The organism is Proteus genomosp. 6, assembly GCF_040139785.1.
Lineage (GTDB): Bacteria > Pseudomonadota > Gammaproteobacteria > Enterobacterales > Enterobacteriaceae > Proteus.
Map to the genome: position 1 here is coordinate 1 of NZ_JBEEVJ010000007.1, position 19,730 is coordinate 19,730.

A 19,730-nucleotide genomic window follows, 5' to 3' on the forward strand; every position below is an offset into this window, starting at 1 on the left:
TGTTTTACCGTGGTCAACGTGGCCGATAGTACCAACGTTAACGTGCGGTTTTGAACGTTCAAATTTTTCTTTAGACACGACTATATTCCTTAATATCGCTCCCTCAATATAGAGGGAGCGTAAACTAAATTGAACTCGAAAGGATCTTATTTCGCTTTACGAGCTTCGATAATAGCCTGAGCGACGTTGCTAGGCGCTTCGTTGTACTTCAAGAACTCCATAGAGTAAGAAGCACGACCCTGAGTTTGTGAACGCAGGTCAGTTGCATAACCGAACATCTCAGCCAGTGGTACTTGAGCACGGATGATCTTACCGGTAGGCAGATCGTCCATACCTTCAACCATACCACGACGACGGTTTAAGTCACCGATAACGTCGCCCATGTAATCTTCTGGCGTTTCAATCTCAACTTTCATGACTGGCTCAAGCAGAATTGGCTTAGCTTTCATGAAGCCGTCTTTAAATGCCATTGATGCGGCAATTTTAAACGCGATTTCTGAGGAGTCAACATCATGGTAAGAACCATAATGTAAACGAGCCTGAATATCCACAACAGGGTAACCTGCTAATGGACCAGATTTCAGCTGTTCTTGAATACCTTTATCAACAGCTGGGATGAATTCTTTAGGAATTACACCACCAACGATATCGTTGATAAATACGTAGTTCTCTTCACCACCTGCTGGTAATGGAGACAGGTCGATAACAACATGACCATACTGACCACGACCACCAGATTGTTTCGCGTGCTTACCTTCGATATCAGTTACTGTATCACGAATAGTTTCACGGTAAGCAACCTGTGGTTTACCTACGTTCGCTTCAACTTTAAATTCACGACGCATACGGTCAACTAACACGTCTAAGTGCAGTTCACCCATACCAGCAATGATAGTTTGACCAGTTTCTTCGTCGCTTGATACGCGGAAAGATGGATCTTCTTGAGCCAGACGGTTCAGAGCGATACCCATTTTTTCTTGGTCAACTTTAGTCTTAGGTTCGATAGCAACAGAGATCACTGGCTCTGGGAATTCCATACGTTCTAAGATGATTGGTGCATCAATCGCACACAGAGTATCACCAGTAGTTACGTCTTTCAGACCGATAGCAGCAGCGATGTCGCCCGCACGAACTTCTTTAATTTCTTCACGCTTATTAGCATGCATCTGAACAATACGGCCAAAACGTTCTTTTTTGTCTTTAACCGGGTTCAGAACTGTGTCACCTGAGTTAATCACACCAGAGTACACACGGAAGAATGTTAAGTTACCAACAAATGGGTCAGTTGCGATTTTGAATGCCAGAGATGAGAATGGCTCTTCGTCGCTTGAATGACGTTCTGCTGGAGTATCTTTACCGTCTGGTAAGATACCCTTGATTGCAGGTACATCTGTTGGTGCTGGCAGGTATTCAATTACCGCATCCAGCATTGCCTGAACACCTTTGTTCTTAAATGCAGAACCACAGGTAACCAGGATAATTTCGTTATCTAGAACGCGTTTACGCAGAGCAGCTTTAATTTCTGCTTCTGTCAGTTCTTCACCGCCCAGATATTTGTCCATCAGTTCTTCTGATGCTTCAGCAGCAGATTCAACCAGGTTGTTGTGCCATTCTTCAGCTAAATCTTGCAGATTTGCAGGAATGTCTTCGTATTCGAAAGTAACACCTTGGTCTTCTTCATTCCAACGGATTGCTTTCATTTTAATTAAGTCAACAACACCGGTGAAATCTTCTTCAGCGCCTACTGGGATTTGCAGTGGAACTGGGTTTGCTGCCAGACGTGTTTTGATTTGTTCAACAACACGCAGGAAGTTTGCACCCATACGGTCCATTTTGTTAACGAACGCGATACGTGGTACATGATATTTGTTAGCCTGGCGCCATACTGTTTCTGACTGAGGCTGAACACCACCAACTGCACAGTAAACCATAACCGCGCCATCAAGAACACGCATAGAACGTTCTACTTCGATTGTGAAGTCAACGTGACCTGGGGTGTCGATGATGTTTACACGGTGAGGCTCGAACTGTTTAGCCATACCAGACCAGAATGCAGTAGTTGCTGCGGATGTGATAGTAATACCACGTTCCTGCTCCTGCTCCATCCAGTCCATTGTTGCTGAACCTTCGTGAGTTTCACCAATTTTATGGTTTACACCGGTATAAAACAGAATACGTTCACTTGTAGTGGTTTTACCGGCATCGATGTGCGCACTGATACCGATATTACGGTAGCGTGCTATGGGGGTTTGACGAGCCATTTTTTCCTCTCTCGTGGGCGTTCAATTCAGGTAAAGGACAGCAGAGCTGTCCTGAAAAGAGTTGCAATACTCCGTGGATTACCAACGGTAGTGTGCGAACGCCTTGTTTGCATCTGCCATACGGTGAACGTCTTCACGTTTCTTAACAGCAGCGCCTTTGTTTTCAGCCGCATCAGATAATTCATTTGCCAGGCGAAGAGCCATGGATTTATCACCGCGTTTACGAGCAGCTTCAACAATCCAACGCATTGCTAATGCATTACGACGAACTGGGCGTACTTCAACTGGAACTTGGTAAGTTGAACCACCAACACGGCGGGATTTAACTTCCACAGTAGGACGTACGTTATCTAATGCGATTTCGAACGCTTCCAGTTCAGTTTTGCCTGAACGCTGAGCCAGGGTCTCAAGCGCATTATATACGATAGATTCTGCAGTAGATTTTTTACCGTCTACCATCAGAATGTTTACAAATTTAGCCAGCAGTTCTGATCCGAACTTAGGATCTGGCAGAATTTTACGTTGACCAATTACACGACGACGTGGCATGGAAATACTCCGTTTAAAATTCAGGGTTGTCCAAAACTCAATGAGTTTATTTTGACATTATTTGTGAAAAAATGTTTGGCCTTACTTAACGGAGAACCATTAAGCCTTTGGCTTCTTCACACCGTACTTAGAACGAGCTTGTTTACGGTCTTTAACACCAGAACAGTCCAGCGCGCCGCGAACAGTGTGGTAACGCACACCTGGTAAGTCTTTAACACGACCACCACGGATTAAGATTACGGAGTGCTCCTGCAAGTTGTGGCCTTCACCACCGATGTAGGAAGAAACTTCGAAACCGTTAGTCAAACGCACACGGCATACTTTACGCAGTGCTGAGTTTGGTTTTTTTGGAGTGGTAGTATATACACGAGTACATACGCCACGTTTTTGCGGGCAAGCTTCCAGAGCTGGAACGTTGCTTTTAACAACTTTCGAGCTACGAGATTTGCGTACCAGCTGATTAATAGTTGCCATTTAAAAAAAGCTCCTGGTTTTTGCTTCGTAAACACGGATTTGAACTCTGTCTTGTCAACAAGACAAAACATGAGGACGCAGAATTTTATTGCTGACGGGCTCATGTGTCAAGAATTATACAGCAATTCTACGCTCCCCAATGAATTTGTTGGGGGTGTTTTACCGTTAAATCGACAAAATCACTATAATTGATGAGTTTAATATGATGAGATACTTGATCTTTTAAGCCTCTTGCCAAAACATCATCAATTAATGCGTAAACTGAAATTTGCTGTTGAAGACAATGTTTTAATAAGGGATTGTCTTCAAGGACTGCCAGTACACCATCTTGTATTAACAAAACATCATCTTCTTTTGTCAATAAAGATAAAAAAGCCTCTAAATCACTTTGATAAATAGAGACAGAATAAGTATACAACATAACCGTTCAACCTTCCTGACTAACTTCTGTATTAAAAGCGCAATACCACATCATATTCACTCAATTTTTGAGTAATATCTTGTTGGGATATCACCTGTGCATCCAACACAAAAGAAGTTTGAGAGGATAATCCACGATGAGCCATGTCTTTCTGTGATATATAGACGTTTGTCACATCATACAAGGGTAGCACTTTAAATGTTGCAGCATGATGACGTGACAAAATCCCTTCAGGCTGTTGATTTTCAACGAGTTGAAACACACCATCAGAGATAAAAAAAACACCAATATCTTCTGTTAATGCAGAGGTTGCGAGTAATGCATCTAAACCTTCTCGCCCTGCACTATTACCATGAGGTGCTTGAGTAAAAAGGAATGCGATCGAATTCATTTTCTTCATTAAAATTGCACCACTCGGGAACAGGTCAACATCGCTTGAGCCAGTGAACCCAAACCACTTAACTCAAATTCGGGCGCCATGTTATAGCTATCCATTTCCTGCTCTTTGGCCTGCTGCTCATCGATAATTCCTCTACGTAATGCGGCAGCAACACAAACATGCAAGGGGATTTGATGTTTTTTCGCCAAGGTAACCCACGCTTTAGGAAGATCAAATTCATCATTTGCAGGCGATACCAATTTATTGGCGTTCACAACACCTTCCCGATAGAAGAAGATTTGTGCAATCTGATGCCCTTTTTCAATAAGGGCATTGGCGAATAAATAGGCACTTGAAGCTTGTTCAGTTCCGTAATGAGGCCCTGTAACCACTAAACAATATGTCAAGGAACTCATAATGTTGCCTTATTCTCCATTTTTAAACTGGCGAATATAGAGATACACAGTATGTTTTGAGATATTTAAGCGGTCTGCAACCTGATTAATGGCATCTTTAATATCAAAAATACCTTTCTCATAAAGGCTTAACACGACTTGTTTATTCTTGGCATTATTCGCGACTTCACGATCATTATTTACTTCTTCAATCGTGAACTCTAATGTTTGAGCCACTAAATCATCAACAGATGAGGCAAAGTTAACATCCGATGCAACTTCATGTGTTTCTTCAGGAATAAAGGTTTTGATTATTTCAGAGAATGGAACATCAAGGTTCATATTAATACACAATAAACCAATGACACGACGTTCACGATTACGAATGGCAATCGTGATTGACTTCATCAATGCACCACTTTTTGCCCTAGTAAAATAAGCCTTTGAAAAACTTGAATCTTCATCTGTGATGTCATGTAACATTTGTAATGCCAAATCGGTAATTGGAGAACCAATCTTACGACCAGTATGTTCTCCATTCGCGATTTTAACCGCTGAACATTTCAAATCTTCCAGAGAGTGCAATACGATTTCGCAATGATTGCCGATGAGCATTGCCAAACCATCCACGGCAGCTTCATAGGACTTTAGTACTTCGTGATCAGTTTGAGTAAAAGGTCGGCTATCTAGTTTTTCAAACTCGCTGCTGTCACCATTAAATAACGGGCTAGACATTTGATTATATAATCCTTAAAGGCTTTAATTATGATAATGACTTGAGGTTCTATTTTTTATAACGATTCGTCATTGCGGATCAATTCAATATTAAAAAAATTTAAATATAAAAACAGAATTAAGAACAATTCTGACGTTAGATCGCCAGAAGATCTACGTCAAGTGACTTAGAATAAGAGCTTTGTGATAGGTCACAGCTTTTTTCATTTTTCTTTATATTTTGTACTCATTCCCACCTTTTATTTTTGCAAACTTCCCTTCTTAGGTGTGGTTAGGATAAAAATTGACACTATTGAATAGATTACCTATATTCCAAATCATTGTTATTTTAACGAGTGATTAATCCCATGAATATACTGATGATATGCCAATCTCAGCAAACTTCATCAATAATAGGATTAATTTCTGTTGCTTCTATACCTATTGAGATCCTCGCTTCACCACCTCCGCCTGTGAAAGTGGTTGTAGTCAATACAACGGTTGTTGTTGCAACTCACATCGCTTGATTAACTTGCTTAGCTTAAGAACCTACTTAACCAACATCTATATAATGATATGTTATTTACGTTTATTCATTGATACTTTATCAATTCGCTAATAATCATTAAAAATAATCAAGCTCTCTTATTGCTTGTTTTACAGGTATATCATCATGTACTTAGGTCAATATTGGGCAAAATTCGGCCCGACGACATTATTCGTTTTATTATGGAGCAGTGGTGCTATTTTTTCTCGCTGGGGATTAGATAATGGTAGCTCATTTGCTATTTTAACTTGGCGCTTTATTATCGCTTTAGCATTTCTCTCTTTTTTGTGTATTCAACGCCATCGCTTTTTGCCACCAAAAGGAAGTCGTTTAAAAACGGCATGGGTCGGCTTATTGATTATTGGTGGTTATTCCATCTGTTATCTTTTAGCACTCGCTAATAGCATTACACCAGGAATGTTAGCCACAATTATGGGCGTTCAGCCGATTATTACACTATGGATAATAGAACGTAATTTTACCGCGACACGGCTATTAGGGCTTTTAATCGCCCTGGCAGGATTAGTGTTAGTGGTTGCCCAAAGTCTATTTAATACAGCCCTTTCATTAACGGGAATGATTTACGCGTTAGTTGCACTACTTTGTATGAGCTTCGGTGCAATCTCACAGAAAAAACTGCAATTAGCACCAATGGATGCCCTACCGCTACAATATGTTGTTAGCCTTGTATTGTGCTTGTTATTTGTGCCATTCCAGCCTTTTCACGCCTCATTCGACATTGGCTTTGTCATTCCTGTGCTTTGGCTTGCCGTGATTATTTCTGTTGTTGCTCAACTACTACTATACCGCTTACTCACAACAGGTAATTTAGTTAACGTCACGAGCTTATTTTATTTAGTCCCTGGCGTGACAGCATTGATGGATTACATCTTCTTAGGTAATAAAATGTCTTGGCTGAGTTTAGCGGGAATGGGTGCAATCATTGTGGGCTTACTGTTTGTTTTTAAAAAGCCCAAAACCATTATTATAGAAGAGACAGTAGACTAACTCTATGTTCACTATGCGCACTATGCATTAATAAGTGGTGAGCTATACATTAGAAATAAAAATGCTGACATCAATGTCAGCATTTTTTTAGTGATATTTAGAGATAAGTAAATTACTTATCGCTTTCAACACTCAGTAATTCAACTTCAAAGACTAATGTTGAGTTAGCTGGAATACCACTTGTTGCACGTTGTCCGTAGCCTAATTCTGGTGGAATAACTAACTTGATTTTACCGCCTTCTTTGATGTACTTCATACCTTCAGTCCAGCCAGGAATAACGCTTTTCAGGCTAATTGTCAGAGGTTCGTTACGATCATAAGAGCTATCAAATTGTTTACCATCAATCAGCATGCCTTTGTAGTTTACAGTAACGCGATCAGCATCTGTTGGTGTCTTACCTTTACCAGGATTTTCAACTAAATACAGTAAACCTGATTTGGTTTTTACCACACCTTTTTCCGCAGCAAACTCTGTACGGAATTTATCACCCGCAGTTTTATTCTCAGTCGCTTCTTTTTCCATTTTTGCTGTTGCAGCAGTACGGACTTGATCTTCAAAAGCAGCTAACGTTAATTCAATTTCAGAGTCTGATAATTTTGATTTACTATTAAATGCATCCTGAACACCTGCTAACAGTTGTTTAGAATCTAAAGTAATACCAATATTTTTTTGTTCTTGTAATGCAGCTTCCATATAGCGACCCATCGACGCGCCTAACGCATAGGCATTTTGCTCATTTTGAGTTTTAAATGCGCTATTTAGTGTTGGCACTTTAGCAGCTGCTTCTTCAGCGAATGCATGAGGTGCACTGAATGCGAAAGCTAAACTGGTTGCCAGCAACGTCGTTTTTAATAAAGATTTCATCCCATTCTCCAGTATATGTTAGTGAGTCGCTACGTTTTGCAAACGATCATCATAGATCTTCGCCAAAACATTTTGCATCACTTCTTGCTGTCGTTGCGGTATATACTCATCCGCGGGTAGCAATTTTATATGAATTTAAAAAATTTGCCGACACTCTTAACAGTTAATGTTAGGATTTTTGTCAGCACAGAGTGCTATCACATTAGCAAAATAGTCTTTTATCTCAAACCAGATTTATGTCTTCCTGTGTATATATCAGTAAATAAGATTAAATTTTACGAGTTTGTTAATCATATTCGTCGTAATAAGACATTTTAAAGGAGGAAAAACACAATGGATATTAAGGAAGTAGAGCGATTGCTCATTCAATTAGAAAGCAAAGTTGCTTTCCAAGACGCGACTATTGAAGAATTAAATCAGGTGGTCACACAGCAGCAAATTGAAATCAGCCGCTTTAAAGAAGCCTTAAAAATTGTTTCTGAGCGCCTAAAAAATTCTCAAACCTCAATACTTGCTAGACCCGAGGATGAAACGCCCCCACCTCACTATTAAGTCGCCATTCGCTGTTAATATCAAAAATGAAAACAAAAAAGGAGCGCTTAAACGCTCCTTTTGATCTTTTCAAAAAAAGATTAGTGCTGGCAACCACAACCGCCATTGCCGTGACCGTGACCACCGTGACCATGACCGCCACCACCGCAGCATCCACCTTCTTCACCGTGTGAATGACCATGACCGTGACCACCGCCACAGCATCCGCCTTCTTCACCGTGACCGTGGCCACCACAACATTCGTGCTCTTCTTCTTCACCGTGTACGTGACCGTGAGCTAATTCTTCTTCAGTCGCTTCACGAATTGCAACGATTTCAACATGAAACTTCAGGTTTTGACCTGCTAACATGTGGTTACCATCAACGATAACTTCGTCACCTTCAATACCTGTGATTTCTACTGGTACTGGACCTTGATCGGTATCAGCAAGAAAACGCATGCCAACTTCTAACTCATCAACACCCACAAAAACATCTTTCGGTACGCGTTGAACTAAGTTTTCGTCGTATTGACCATATGCATCATCAGAAGCAACTTCTACGTCGAATTTTTCACCGACTTCGCGACCTGTTAATGCATTTTCTAAACCACTGATTAAAGAACCACGGCCATGCAGATAGTCTAACGGTGCGCTCACCGTGGACTCATCAACTAAAACACCGTCTTCTGATCTTACTTGATAAGCCAGACTAACTACCAAGTCGTTTGCTACTTTCATGACATCTCCTACATACCCGTGGGCAAAATTTTCCCGATTGTAACGAAAAATAAATCTTCTGTATCGGGTTATATCAAAAAACCTACAATTATTGTGGTGTAAAGATCCCAATGACTTGTTCATTTTCACGAACAAGTGAGTTAACTTCACCCCCTGTTTGCCGTTGCTGGTGGCCACATTTTGCACATTCCACAATATCCACTTTATCTTCACGCCACATTTTGAGTGTATCTTGAGCTTTACAGTGTGGACACACGGCTCCTGCGATAAAGCGTTTACGGGTTGCAGACATGGGGTCAATTCTCCTATTTATCAATAGATTTTTTTTCTTTATGCATTTGAGGAATATCTTCTGTTAAAGATTCATCCCAAATATCAGGCTGATGGTGCTCTTGACGAATTTCTTCACTAAAGAGCTCCTCAAGTTCTCGTCTCGCTTCTTTCACTCGTGAAACGTTAGAGACTTCTTCAGGAGATTCATCCACCAGCTTTCTCAATAAGTTAATATCCAGACGACGGAAATGCTGTTGTGCCCGATAAGCTTGATGAGGATGCATGCCTAATTCAATTAACGTTTTACGTCCTAATTCTAAGGCGCTAGAAAATGTTTCACGACTAAAATCTGTCACACCCGCTTTGAGCAACTCATGAGCTTCAACACGCCCTCTTGCCCTTGCAATAATATGCAAATTAGGAAAATGGTGTTGGCAAAGATGAACGATTTCCATCGTAGCTTCGGGCTCATTGCAGGTGATAACAATAGTTTTAGCATGCTCAGCACCAGCAGCGCGCAATAGATTGAGATCAGTTGCATCACCGTAATAAACTTTATAGCCATATTTACGCATGGTGCTTATGCTTCCGACATCATGCTCTAATACCGTGACATTAATCTTATTCGCCATTAATAAGCGCCCTACAACCTGCCCCATTCGACCAAATCCAACAAGAATGACCTCTGGGTGGTTATTTTCAACAAAGGGCTGTTCGTCCGTTTTAGCTTCATTATAACGACGAGCAAACACAGCGTCTGTCATTTGCATCACAAGAGGTGTTGTCATCATAGAAAGTGTGACAACAACCAACAATAACGCCATTTGCTGACTATCTAATACGCCCATTGCCATAGATGTTGAGAAAACAACAAACGCAAATTCCCCACCTTGGCTTAACACCGCTGAGAATTGTAAACGCGTGGAAAAGCGCAATCTAGCTAACCAAGCAATACTATAAAGTATCAACGCTTTCACAATAACCAGAACTAAGACGCCCAATAATACTTGTGGAAGATAACGCCATAAGATGCCGATATCTAAAGACATACCAACAGAGATAAAAAATAGTCCTAAAAGTAGACCTTTAAAAGGTTCAATGGAGATCTCTAATTCATGTCGATATTCTGAATCTGCCAATAACACTCCCGCAATAAAGGTTCCCATAGCCATTGAAAAGCCTAGGGTTTCCATAAAAATAGCAGCACCCAATACCACAAGTAACGCAGCAGCTGTAAAAACTTCTCTTACGCCTGATTTCACAACTAAGCGTAAGAATGGGCGTAATAAATAACGACCACAAATCAGTAACCCAGCAAAAGCAGCCACCTTCACGCCAATACGATACCAATCACTGCTTGCCGTTTCTCCGGCTAACAAAGGAATAACGGCAAGGATAGGAATAACCGCCATATCTTGGAAAAGTAAAACAGCAAAACCTAATTGCCCACCTTCATTATGGTTCATTCCTTTCTCGTTCATAAGTTGCAATGCCATCGCAGTAGAAGACATCGCAATACCTAATCCACCAATAACGGCTGCCTGCCACGAGAAAGAAGTGAAAACGAGAATGAGTCCTGAAAAAATAGAGGCGGTTAATACCACCTGCATTGAACCAACACCAAAAATGGCACGCCTCAATTCCCATAATTTGGCTGGATTTAATTCCAAACCAATAAGGAACATTAAAAAGACCACACCTAATTCAGCAAAATGTAAGATGTTATCGACATCTTTAAACAGCCCTAAACCCCAAGGACCAATGGCAATACCAGCAATTAAATAACCGAGTACCGCACCAATTTTAAGGCGCTGTGCAATAGGCACCATAACCACGGCCGCACACAGGAAAAAGAGCACAGCTTTAATCATCCAATTATCTTCCATTAAGCTTGCTCCCCTTCAAGTGGCGCACTTAACCAATGGCGATAAGCTTCACTGATATGAGTCAGTGTTGTTTTAGATTGTTGTCTTGCTGAATACACAATCATTGGTGATAACCAGCGCATACCACACATTTCTGCCATTAATTCAAAGGGGCGTAATAATTCTGTGAGTGTGTAGTGATTTTTCCCATCATGTTGATAAGCCTGCTCAGGCTCTCCCGTTGTAATAACACAACGAAATGACTTACCCTTTAATTGTGCTCTACCTGCTTTGTTAGCAAATGGGCGAGTTAACACTCTATCTTGCCACTCTTTTAATAACGCAGGGCAACTATATGTTTGCAATGGAAATTGAAAAACGATCACTTGATGTTTACACAGCAAAGATTGTTCATGGTGTATATCAATAAAAAAATCAGGATAAATAGCATATAAATCATGGATAGTTATATTCTCTAAATCCCTCACCGCATTTAATAACGCTTTATTGGCGATTGATTGGCGCGGTTCGGGATGAACATACACCAGTAATACATTTGATGCGTTTGACATCATTCCTCCTTACAAAACGTGTCAGAAACCATTTTTTCCGTTACCATGCACGCATTGTGACCAACAGTTACGAACAACTTACTCTATATATTAATTTACATACTCTTAATAGACGATATTTATGATTGTTTTTTCTTCTTTGCAAATTCGCCGTGGTGTCAGAGTGTTACTGGACAATGCCAGTGCAACCATTAATCCAGGGCAAAAAATTGGTCTAGTTGGTAAAAATGGCTGTGGCAAAACCACATTACTTTCTTTATTAAAAGGTGAACTTCAAGCTGAAGCAGGCAATGTCACCTATCCTAGTACATGGTCAATGGCATGGGTTAACCAAGAAACACCTGCACTTGATGTACCAGCTATTGATTATGTTATTGATGGTGATAGAGAATACCGTCAGTTAGAACAACGATTACAAAAAGCTAACGAAATAAACGATGGTCACGCTATTGCACTGATACACGGGCAATTAGATGCAATTAATGCATGGACAATACAATCTCGTGCAGCGACCTTACTGAATGGTTTAGGTTTTAGCCAACAGCAACTTAATGAACCTGTAAAATCATTTTCAGGTGGCTGGAGGATGCGTTTAAACTTAGCACAAGCGCTGATTTGTCGATCTGATTTACTGCTACTCGATGAACCTACCAACCACTTAGATTTAGATGCTGTAATTTGGCTAGAAAAATGGCTAAAAAGCTACACAGGCACACTTATTTTAATTTCCCATGACCGTGATTTTCTTGATCCGATCGTGGATAAAATCTTGCATATTGAGCAAGAAAGAATCTTTGAATATTCAGGTAACTACTCTTCATTTGAAATGCAGCGTGCAACCAAACTCGCGCAACAACAAGCTTTGTTTGAGAATCAACAAGCCAAAATTGCACACTTACAGAGTTTTATAGATAGATTTAAAGCGAAAGCGACAAAAGCAAAACAAGCTCAAAGCCGTGTAAAAATGCTTGAACGAATGGAACGCGTTGCTCCTGCACATTCAGATAACCCATTCCAATTTAGTTTCCGCCAACCTGAAAGCTTACCTAATCCTCTTTTATCAATGGAGAAAGTCAGCGCGGGTTATGGTGAAAAAGTTATTCTTAATGACATCAAACTCAATTTAGTTCCCGGCTCACGCATTGGATTATTAGGGCGCAATGGTGCAGGTAAATCGACACTGATAAAATTACTTGCAGGCGAAATTCAACCGTTACAGGGGAAATTGGCTCTTTCTAAAGGCATTAAACTTGGTTATTTTGCCCAGCATCAATTGGAGTTTTTACGCTCTGATGAATCGGCACTACAGCATTTAGCTCGTTTGGCGCCCAAAGAAACTGAACAAAAACTACGTGATTACTTGGGCGGTTTCGGTTTTCATGGCGATAAAGTCACGGATGCTTGTGGTCAATTTTCTGGCGGTGAAAAGGCACGTTTAGTCTTATCACTCTTAGTTTGGCAACGTCCTAACTTGCTATTAATGGATGAACCAACAAACCACCTTGATTTAGATATGCGCCAAGCACTAACCCAAGCTCTAATTAGCTTTGAAGGGGCAATTGTTGTTGTATCGCATGATAGGCATTTATTACGCTCTACCACTGACGATCTCTATCTTGTACACGATGGTCAAGTTGAACCATTTGATGGCGATCTTGATGATTACCAACAATGGTTAGTTGATCAAAATCGTCAAGAGACACAGGCAAATAAAAGCCAACAAGATAACGACAATACTACGACAACCACCAATTTAAGTGCTCAAGATAAAAAAGAGCAAAAACGTAAAGAAGCTGAGTTTAGACAACAAACCCAGCCTTTACGCAAGAAACTCACAACATTAGAAAGCAAGATGGATAAATTAAGCCAAGAACTTAGTGATATCGAAACTGCTCTTTCTGATAGTGGTATTTATGATACTAGCCGTAAAAATGAGCTTTCTGATTGCTTAAGCCGACAAGGTGTTGCGAAATCTGCACTAGAAGAAGTGGAAATGGAGTGGATGGAGTTACAAGAAACACTGGAAGAAATGACAAACACATTTGAAGCCCAGTAATACAACCCGATTCATTAAAAAAGGAACTATTTTAAGCGAAATAGTTCCTTTCTTTTTGCTCTTCAATTCATTCTGAAAATTTATACAATTCATTTCACTTACAGTATTTATATCATTTTACAATAGCACGATTTACACAAAACATAATCTCACTCTATCTAAAAATAACCCAATCAAAATAATCATCTAACGTTTATTTTCTACCTATTTATATTAAGTAAGGGAAATAAATTCTTTCACGCTAAAGTTTTTAACATTCCAGCCGAATTAATCATTCTGCTAAGTGGACCTCCCACTTACCAACGAAAAGGCAAAGCTAATAGGTAGGGTTATGTTAAAACGAATTAAAATCTCTCAAGGTTTAATGTGTGTCCTGACTCTGTTTTGTATTATTCAGATCATTTCTGGAGTACAAAGCATTCACGATGCCTACCAGACTCAAAATACTCTTAAAAGAATTTCATACAGTTTCGATCAACTACGTACCATGGATAATACCTATGCGGAGTTGAATACATTACGTACTGATATTATTGCACAAGCATTTAGTTATATTTCAAACCCTCAAGCCGAGGATGCGAATATCACTGCATTTATGCAAACTATGCCTGCACGTAAAGCGCAAGTTGATGCATTGATGAATGAATATGTTGAGCTATCTGCGCAAACAGGTTTCGATCAGCAACGTATGGCGCAAATCAAACAGCTCTATCAAAAAAGCCGAGCTGATCTTGATTTACTGGCGCAGTATTTAAGTGAACGTAACACTAACGCGGTTCGTTTAATTTTAAAAAGCCCAGCAAACACTAACTTCACGAATTCCCTGTATGAAGCCACAGACTTTATTACCGATGAAGTTGTTAACCCTTCAGTCATTGAAGCAGAAGATAATTACCACAGCATGTTGTGGGTAGCATCACTCTTTATGGGTATCTTCCTCATCTTTACCACCTTAGTTCTTATTTGGATCCGCAAATACATTATTGTGCGCATTAACCAAATGATCACCTATCAAGAAACGATTGCTAAAGGTGATTTAGTCAGTCGCATTGATAGCGATATTTCAGGTAAGACTGAAATCGATCAGCTCATGCTTGGCTTACAGCAAATGCGTGCTCAATTAAAAGAGATGGTAAGCTCTATTCGCAATACTAGTGCAACTATTTACACTGGCGTACAAGAGATTGCTGCGGGTAATAATGACTTATCAAGCCGAACTGAAGAGCAAGCCAGCGCATTAGAAGAAACGGCATCCAGCATGGAGCAAATGACCGCAACTATTCGTAATAACACGGAAAGCGCTCGTGAAGTAACAGAGCTCGTTATGAGCACTGCTGATATTGCCGTACAAGGCGGTGAGCATAGTAATAAGATGGTTATGACAATGACCGACATTGCCGATCGCTCACAAAAAATTGGTGAAATCACTGCGGTTATTGATGATATTGCTTTCCAAACCAATATATTAGCCCTTAACGCTGCTGTTGAAGCGGCAAGAGCGGGCGAACAAGGTCGTGGTTTCTCTGTTGTTGCCAGTGAAGTTCGTAACTTAGCACAGCGCAGTGCAGAAGCGGCGAAAGAGATCAAAGAGCTTATTGAATCGACAATATTACGTGTTAGACAAGGTAATGATCTCGTCGAACAAGTTAGTTTATCAATGGGGGAGATTGTTACATCTGTTAATCATGTTTCAGGTTCGATGAAGGAAATTTTATCTGCATCAGAAGAGCAAACGCGTGGTATTGCACAAATCAGCCTTGCTGTTAATGAGATGGATAAAGCAACCCAGCAAAATGCGGCGATGGTTGAACAATCAACGGCTGCTTCCGCCACATTAAGTGAACAAGCAAGTATGTTGGATACGATTGTGAATACATTTAAAGTGGAACACGAAAAAGTCGCACCCGCTAAAGCTAAATTGCCCGCATTTTCAGCTAAATCGCAAGACACTGAAACACTTAAAACCCCCACAATCAAAACCAATAATCACGAAACAGACGATAATTGGGAAAGCTTTTAATTATCTTTCTCACCCAACATCGAGAGAGATAGCGGTGTAAAAAATAGTCCAGAACATATAACAAAACCTCACCCCCCCCTACTCCCAGTCATTTTTCTGGGAGTATTTCTGATCTCACCGCACATAAACACAAAAAAACAGATCGTTTTTCATACGAAATAAAAGCATTTTTTAAGAAATATTAAGAGTATTTATGAAAGCGATAATTTTATTGTGCTTATCATAAGACAAAAAGATAAATAAAAATAAAATACTGCTTATTATCATTTTAATGCTTAATAAATCATTATTAATATTTATATTTTAACAATTAACACAAAAAATAAGTAAGTTAATATACTTATAGTCTTTTCTATTAATCATTAGAAAATTTTAGCCATTAGCTGACAATTAAAGCTAAAAAAAGAAATATAAGTCGTTTTTACTATCAAACAGAGTAGAAAAGGTAAAGTTTTTAAACATTGAGCCGAATAAGTTTAATTGATAAATAGTTATCGCTCCTTGCTGTGTGTCCTACAAACCAATTAAATAGGTAAGGCTATGCTGAAACGAATAAAAATATCTAATGGTTTAATGTTTATCTTAATACTGTTTTGCGCCATTCAACTTTTTTCTGGTGCAATGAGTATCCGTGACGCGAGTTTAACAAATAAGCGGATCTCACAATTAACAAATGGCTTTGAACAGATAAAAACGATGGATTATGGTTATGCTGAGTTAAATAAATTACGTGAAGATATGCTAAATGTTATGTTTGACGCTCATCTCACACCCGATATTGCAGAAAATAAGATCTCTGACTTTCTTTCCTCTTATCCAAAAAGAAAACAAGAAGTTATACGTATTATTACCGAGTACTTCACTGCTACTGAAGAAGCTAATTTTGATCCCGAAAAAATAGAGAGTATGAAAAAGCTCTTTAATCGTGTGCTTTACGATCTTGACCAACTTGCATCATGTCTAGAAATACGCGATTACTACGGTTTTCAATCTCTTTATGCACATAATACCAATGAACGCTTCACTCAATCCCTTTATGAAGCAACAGATTACCTCAGTGATAACGTTGTTACTCACGCAATAAAAGCAGCTCAAGGTAATTATGAACGTACCTTGGTGTTAGCTTTTGTCTTTATGTTTGTTTTTATTCTTTTCACTGTCCTTGTTGTACTTTGGATACGTCGAAATATTGTTTTACGTATCAATCAAATTGTCGATTATATGTCGGAAATTTCACAAGGAAATTTATTAGAAAATAAAGATGTCACAGCAAAAGGAAATAATGAAATCGACCAATTAATTACAGGTATTCAATATATGCGTACCGAACTGTCATTAATTGTGAATGCGATCCGAGGAACAAGTCATCATATTTATACTGGTGTTCAAGAGTTATCCGCAGGGAATACCGATCTTTCTTGTCGTACCGAAGAGCAAGCGAGCGCATTAGAAGAAACAGCATCAAGTATGGAACAACTCACAGCAACAGTGAGAAATAATACAGAAAGTGCTCGTGAAGTTTCACACCTTATCAGCCAAACTTCCAATATTGCCAGTAAAGGGGGCGATGTCACCAATAGAATGGTGAAAACGATGACTGACATTGCTGATAGCTCACAAAAAATTGGTGAGATCACTGCTGTTATCAATAGCATCGCTTTTCAAACCAATATCTTATCATTAAATGCTGCGGTTGAAGCCGCCAGAGCAGGTGAACAAGGTCGGGGTTTCTCGGTAGTGGCAACAGAAGTAAGAGAATTAGCACAACGCAGTGCCGAAGCTGCAAAGGAAATTAAAGAGTTAATTGATGCCTCTATTAGCCGTGTTCGTCATGGTAATGATCTTGTTGAGCAAGTCAGTATTTCTATGTGCGAAATACTGACATCCGTAAAACATGTTGAAGATTCAATGACTGAAATTTTATCTGCATCAGAAGAACAAACTCGAGGCATTACTCAAGTCTCTCTTGCAGTCACTGAAATGGATAAGGCAACACAGCAAAATGCGGCGATGGTTGAGCAATCTTCCTCTGTTGCCAGCTTATTGACTGAAGAAGCAGGTAATCTTGAACAAATCGTTGAACAGTTTAAAACGGCTGAAAGTGAACAGTTCAATAAAAAGGCACAACACAAAGTCATAGAAAAACCGTTCTCATCTGAAACATCACTACATACAAAAAATGAGAAGATAAAAAATACAGTCAAAGATGAAGTGAAAGAGAAAAAATCGGCAAAAGGAACCGCAACTGTAAATAACGATGAAGATGATGATTGGACAAGCTTTTAATCCATTGATTTGATCATGATAAAAACGTGATTTAGATAAACACAAAGACACCTATTTTTAGTAGGTGTCTTTTTCTTTTACTTCTTAAATAATGACAAATTAATGGAATACATTGATTGCACTAACTAAGTAGTTAGTTTGTACTTTCATTTCACCTGAAATCATTGAAGCTTTCGAAACATAATTCGCATTTTCATGCGTAATCGATTCCAATTTTTCAACAGCGCGACCAAGCTCTTTTAAACCTGCACTTTGCTCTGTGGATGCGAGACTGATTTCACCAATTAAATCGGTCACATTTTTAACATGTACCACAATATCTTCCATTGTTCCGACAGTTTCATTGACCTGCTTTGAACCAACTTTGATATTGCTACTTGAGGCATTGATCAATGCTTTGATCTCTTTCGCTGCTTCGGCACTACGCTGTGCCAATTCTCTTACTTCTGTTGCAACTACCGAGAAACCTCGACCTTGCTCACCCGCTCTTGCCGCTTCTACAGATGCATTAAGTGCAAGGATATTCGTTTGGAAGGCAATGCTATCAATAACACCAATGATATTACTAATACGATCAGAGCTTTTCGCAATATCATTCATTGTAGTAACGATATTATCCATTGCACTACCTCCTTTTATCGCTGCCTCACAAGTGATATTAGAAAGATTGTTTGCCTGCCCTGCCGTTTCACTATTACTACTTACCGCCGTGGTTAATTCATTCATTGTTGAAGCGGTTGCTTCAACATTGCTGGCGGTTTGCTCTGTTCTCACATACAGATCGCGATTACCTGCGGCTAATTGATCACAAGAGATATCGACTTGATGAATTTGATGACTCACATCACTAACCAGCCAACGGAACATACGTCCTAATTGATTAACTGAACGCTGTGTCATGCCCACTTCATCGATGCGATTTATATATGTAACATTATGTTCATCGCCAGTTGCAACTCGATTCGCTTGCTCATTAAGTAGTCTAATTGGCTTAACAATTTGAAAATAGAGAACGCGTTCATTAACCATCAGTAATATCAGCAAAATCGCGATATGAATAAAAAGCGCATTACCTGATAAGCCTGCAAACCATGCACTTAACAACATAAAAGGTAAGGGTAAGAGGATAAAAAGACGGAGTCGTTTTTTTAATGAAATTGTTTGATTCCATGAGCGCCAACGTTGCCATCCTTTATAAACAAAAGCGCCTTTTAAAAACGTGTGTGAAGGATATTTACCTTGATTAAATGCGGCATAAAGTGCTGAGGCTTGTGCTATTTCCTCTTTTTTTGCCGCCGTCCTTACTGACATAAAACTTTGAATTTTACCCTGACGTATAATAGGAGTGACGTTTGCCCTTACCCAATAGTGATCCCCATTTTTACGCCGATTTTTAACGATCCCAGTCCAAACCTCGCCTTGCTTTAAAGTTCTCCACATATCCTTAAAGACTTCTGGAGGTATATCTGGATGCCGGACAATATTATGGGGTTTCCCCACCAACTCTTCGACTGAAAACCCACTGGCTTCGACGAAATCCTCGTTGGCATAAATAATATTGCCATCAAGATCTGTCGTCGACATCAGTGTTGCGTTTTCAGATACCGGGTATTCTCGCTGTGTCACCGGTTGATTGTTACGCATTAGTTACTCTCCTCGACATTGAAATTAAAATATCTCAACAAAAAAAGACTGCCTAAATAACTATCGTTTCGGCCGTTAGGAGAATAACTTTAGTAATAAGTGTAAATACCTACATTTAAATATTAGTTTT

At 39.5% G+C, this 19,730-nt stretch carries 19 protein-coding genes and 1 pseudogene; 6 read left to right on the top strand and 14 right to left on the bottom strand.

Annotation, left to right across the window (positions count from 1 at the left end; translation table 11 throughout):
• The 8 genes and pseudogenes from ABN212_RS10245 to ABN212_RS10280 all read right to left on the bottom strand — a co-directional run.
• Positions 1-78, bottom strand: a pseudogene (locus ABN212_RS10245) (GTP-binding protein); the annotation flags it as partial.
• A gap of 68 nt (positions 79-146) precedes the next feature.
• Positions 147-2,261 carry an elongation factor G gene (fusA, locus tag ABN212_RS10250; RefSeq protein ID WP_198620034.1) on the bottom strand — a complete coding sequence of 705 codons (2,115 nt, stop codon included), beginning with the start codon at positions 2,259-2,261 and terminating at the stop codon, positions 147-149.
• Positions 2,262-2,339: 78 nt separating this feature from the next.
• Positions 2,340-2,810 carry a 30S ribosomal protein S7 gene (gene rpsG, locus ABN212_RS10255; RefSeq protein WP_004246897.1) on the bottom strand — a complete coding sequence of 157 codons (471 nt, stop codon included), beginning with the start codon at positions 2,808-2,810 and terminating at the stop codon, positions 2,340-2,342.
• Positions 2,811-2,909: 99 nt separating this feature from the next.
• A complete protein-coding gene (rpsL, locus tag ABN212_RS10260; protein ID WP_004236497.1) occupies positions 2,910-3,284 on the bottom strand; it encodes a 30S ribosomal protein S12 in 375 nt (124 codons plus the stop codon).
• 127 nt (positions 3,285-3,411) lie between these two features.
• Positions 3,412-3,705, bottom strand: a complete 294-nt coding sequence (gene tusB, locus ABN212_RS10265; protein WP_198620035.1) for a sulfurtransferase complex subunit TusB — start codon at positions 3,703-3,705, stop codon at positions 3,412-3,414.
• Between the two features lie 31 nt (positions 3,706-3,736).
• Entirely contained in the window at positions 3,737-4,105 is a 369-nt protein-coding gene (gene tusC, locus ABN212_RS10270; protein ID WP_198620036.1) for a sulfurtransferase complex subunit TusC, read from the bottom strand.
• The gene (tusD, locus tag ABN212_RS10275) at positions 4,105-4,500 is read right to left on the bottom strand and encodes a sulfurtransferase complex subunit TusD (protein ID WP_109374252.1); all 396 of its coding nucleotides are present in this window, start codon (positions 4,498-4,500) and stop codon (positions 4,105-4,107) included. Before tusD ends, tusC begins: the two co-directional genes overlap by 1 nt.
• Positions 4,501-4,509: 9 nt before the next feature.
• Positions 4,510-5,214 (bottom strand): helix-turn-helix transcriptional regulator, encoded by a 705-nt coding sequence (locus ABN212_RS10280; protein ID WP_069369616.1) that lies wholly within the window; start codon positions 5,212-5,214, stop codon positions 4,510-4,512.
• Positions 5,215-5,561: 347 nt separating this feature from the next.
• On the opposite strand from ABN212_RS10280, the gene ABN212_RS10285 reads away from it, so the two are divergent.
• Entirely contained in the window at positions 5,562-5,720 is a 159-nt protein-coding gene (locus tag ABN212_RS10285; RefSeq protein WP_198620037.1) for a hypothetical protein, read from the top strand.
• A gap of 146 nt (positions 5,721-5,866) precedes the next feature.
• Entirely contained in the window at positions 5,867-6,748 is an 882-nt protein-coding gene (locus ABN212_RS10290) for a DMT family transporter (protein ID WP_198626322.1), read from the top strand.
• Positions 6,749-6,860: 112 nt separating this feature from the next.
• Here ABN212_RS10290 and fkpA read toward each other — a convergent pair whose 3' ends face one another.
• Complete coding sequence (gene fkpA, locus ABN212_RS10295; RefSeq protein ID WP_198626321.1) at positions 6,861-7,613, bottom strand: FKBP-type peptidyl-prolyl cis-trans isomerase; 753 nt, start codon at positions 7,611-7,613, stop codon at positions 6,861-6,863.
• A 333-nt stretch (positions 7,614-7,946) separates the two neighbouring features.
• Between fkpA and ABN212_RS10300 the strand changes: the two genes are divergently transcribed.
• Positions 7,947-8,165 carry a SlyX family protein gene (locus ABN212_RS10300; protein WP_023583298.1) on the top strand — a complete coding sequence of 73 codons (219 nt, stop codon included), beginning with the start codon at positions 7,947-7,949 and terminating at the stop codon, positions 8,163-8,165.
• Between the two features lie 80 nt (positions 8,166-8,245).
• Here the strand turns inward: ABN212_RS10300 and slyD are convergent, their stop codons facing one another.
• The 4 genes from slyD to kefG all read right to left on the bottom strand — a co-directional run bounded on the left by slyD (position 8,246) and on the right by kefG (position 11,594).
• Positions 8,246-8,884, bottom strand: coding sequence for a peptidylprolyl isomerase (slyD, locus tag ABN212_RS10305; RefSeq protein WP_069369613.1), 639 nt, complete (start codon positions 8,882-8,884; stop codon positions 8,246-8,248).
• Positions 8,885-8,972: 88 nt separating this feature from the next.
• The gene (locus tag ABN212_RS10310; RefSeq protein ID WP_349443192.1) at positions 8,973-9,176 is read right to left on the bottom strand and encodes a YheV family putative zinc ribbon protein; all 204 of its coding nucleotides are present in this window, start codon (positions 9,174-9,176) and stop codon (positions 8,973-8,975) included.
• A 13-nt stretch (positions 9,177-9,189) separates the two neighbouring features.
• Entirely contained in the window at positions 9,190-11,043 is a 1,854-nt protein-coding gene (gene kefB / locus ABN212_RS10315) for a glutathione-regulated potassium-efflux system protein KefB (RefSeq protein WP_198620040.1), read from the bottom strand.
• Positions 11,043-11,594, bottom strand: coding sequence for a glutathione-regulated potassium-efflux system ancillary protein KefG (gene kefG / locus ABN212_RS10320; protein ID WP_109374247.1), 552 nt, complete (start codon positions 11,592-11,594; stop codon positions 11,043-11,045). The genes kefB and kefG overlap by 1 nt, the downstream gene beginning before the upstream one ends.
• 121 nt (positions 11,595-11,715) lie before the next feature.
• On the opposite strand from kefG, the gene ABN212_RS10325 reads away from it, so the two are divergent.
• The 3 genes from ABN212_RS10325 to ABN212_RS10335 all read left to right on the top strand — a co-directional run bounded on the left by ABN212_RS10325 (position 11,716) and on the right by ABN212_RS10335 (position 17,956).
• Positions 11,716-13,650, top strand: a complete 1,935-nt coding sequence (locus ABN212_RS10325; protein ID WP_196534030.1) for an ABC transporter ATP-binding protein — start codon at positions 11,716-11,718, stop codon at positions 13,648-13,650.
• A gap of 331 nt (positions 13,651-13,981) precedes the next feature.
• A complete protein-coding gene (locus ABN212_RS10330) occupies positions 13,982-15,670 on the top strand; it encodes a methyl-accepting chemotaxis protein (protein WP_198620041.1) in 1,689 nt (562 codons plus the stop codon).
• A gap of 540 nt (positions 15,671-16,210) precedes the next feature.
• Positions 16,211-17,956: a methyl-accepting chemotaxis protein gene (locus tag ABN212_RS10335; protein WP_349443193.1), complete on the top strand. Its 1,746-nt coding sequence runs from the start codon at positions 16,211-16,213 to the stop codon at positions 17,954-17,956.
• Between the two features lie 99 nt (positions 17,957-18,055).
• On the opposite strand, the gene ABN212_RS10340 is transcribed toward ABN212_RS10335, so the two are convergent.
• Positions 18,056-19,600, bottom strand: a complete 1,545-nt coding sequence (locus ABN212_RS10340) for a methyl-accepting chemotaxis protein (protein WP_198620043.1) — start codon at positions 19,598-19,600, stop codon at positions 18,056-18,058.
• Positions 19,601-19,730: the final 130 nt, after the last annotated feature.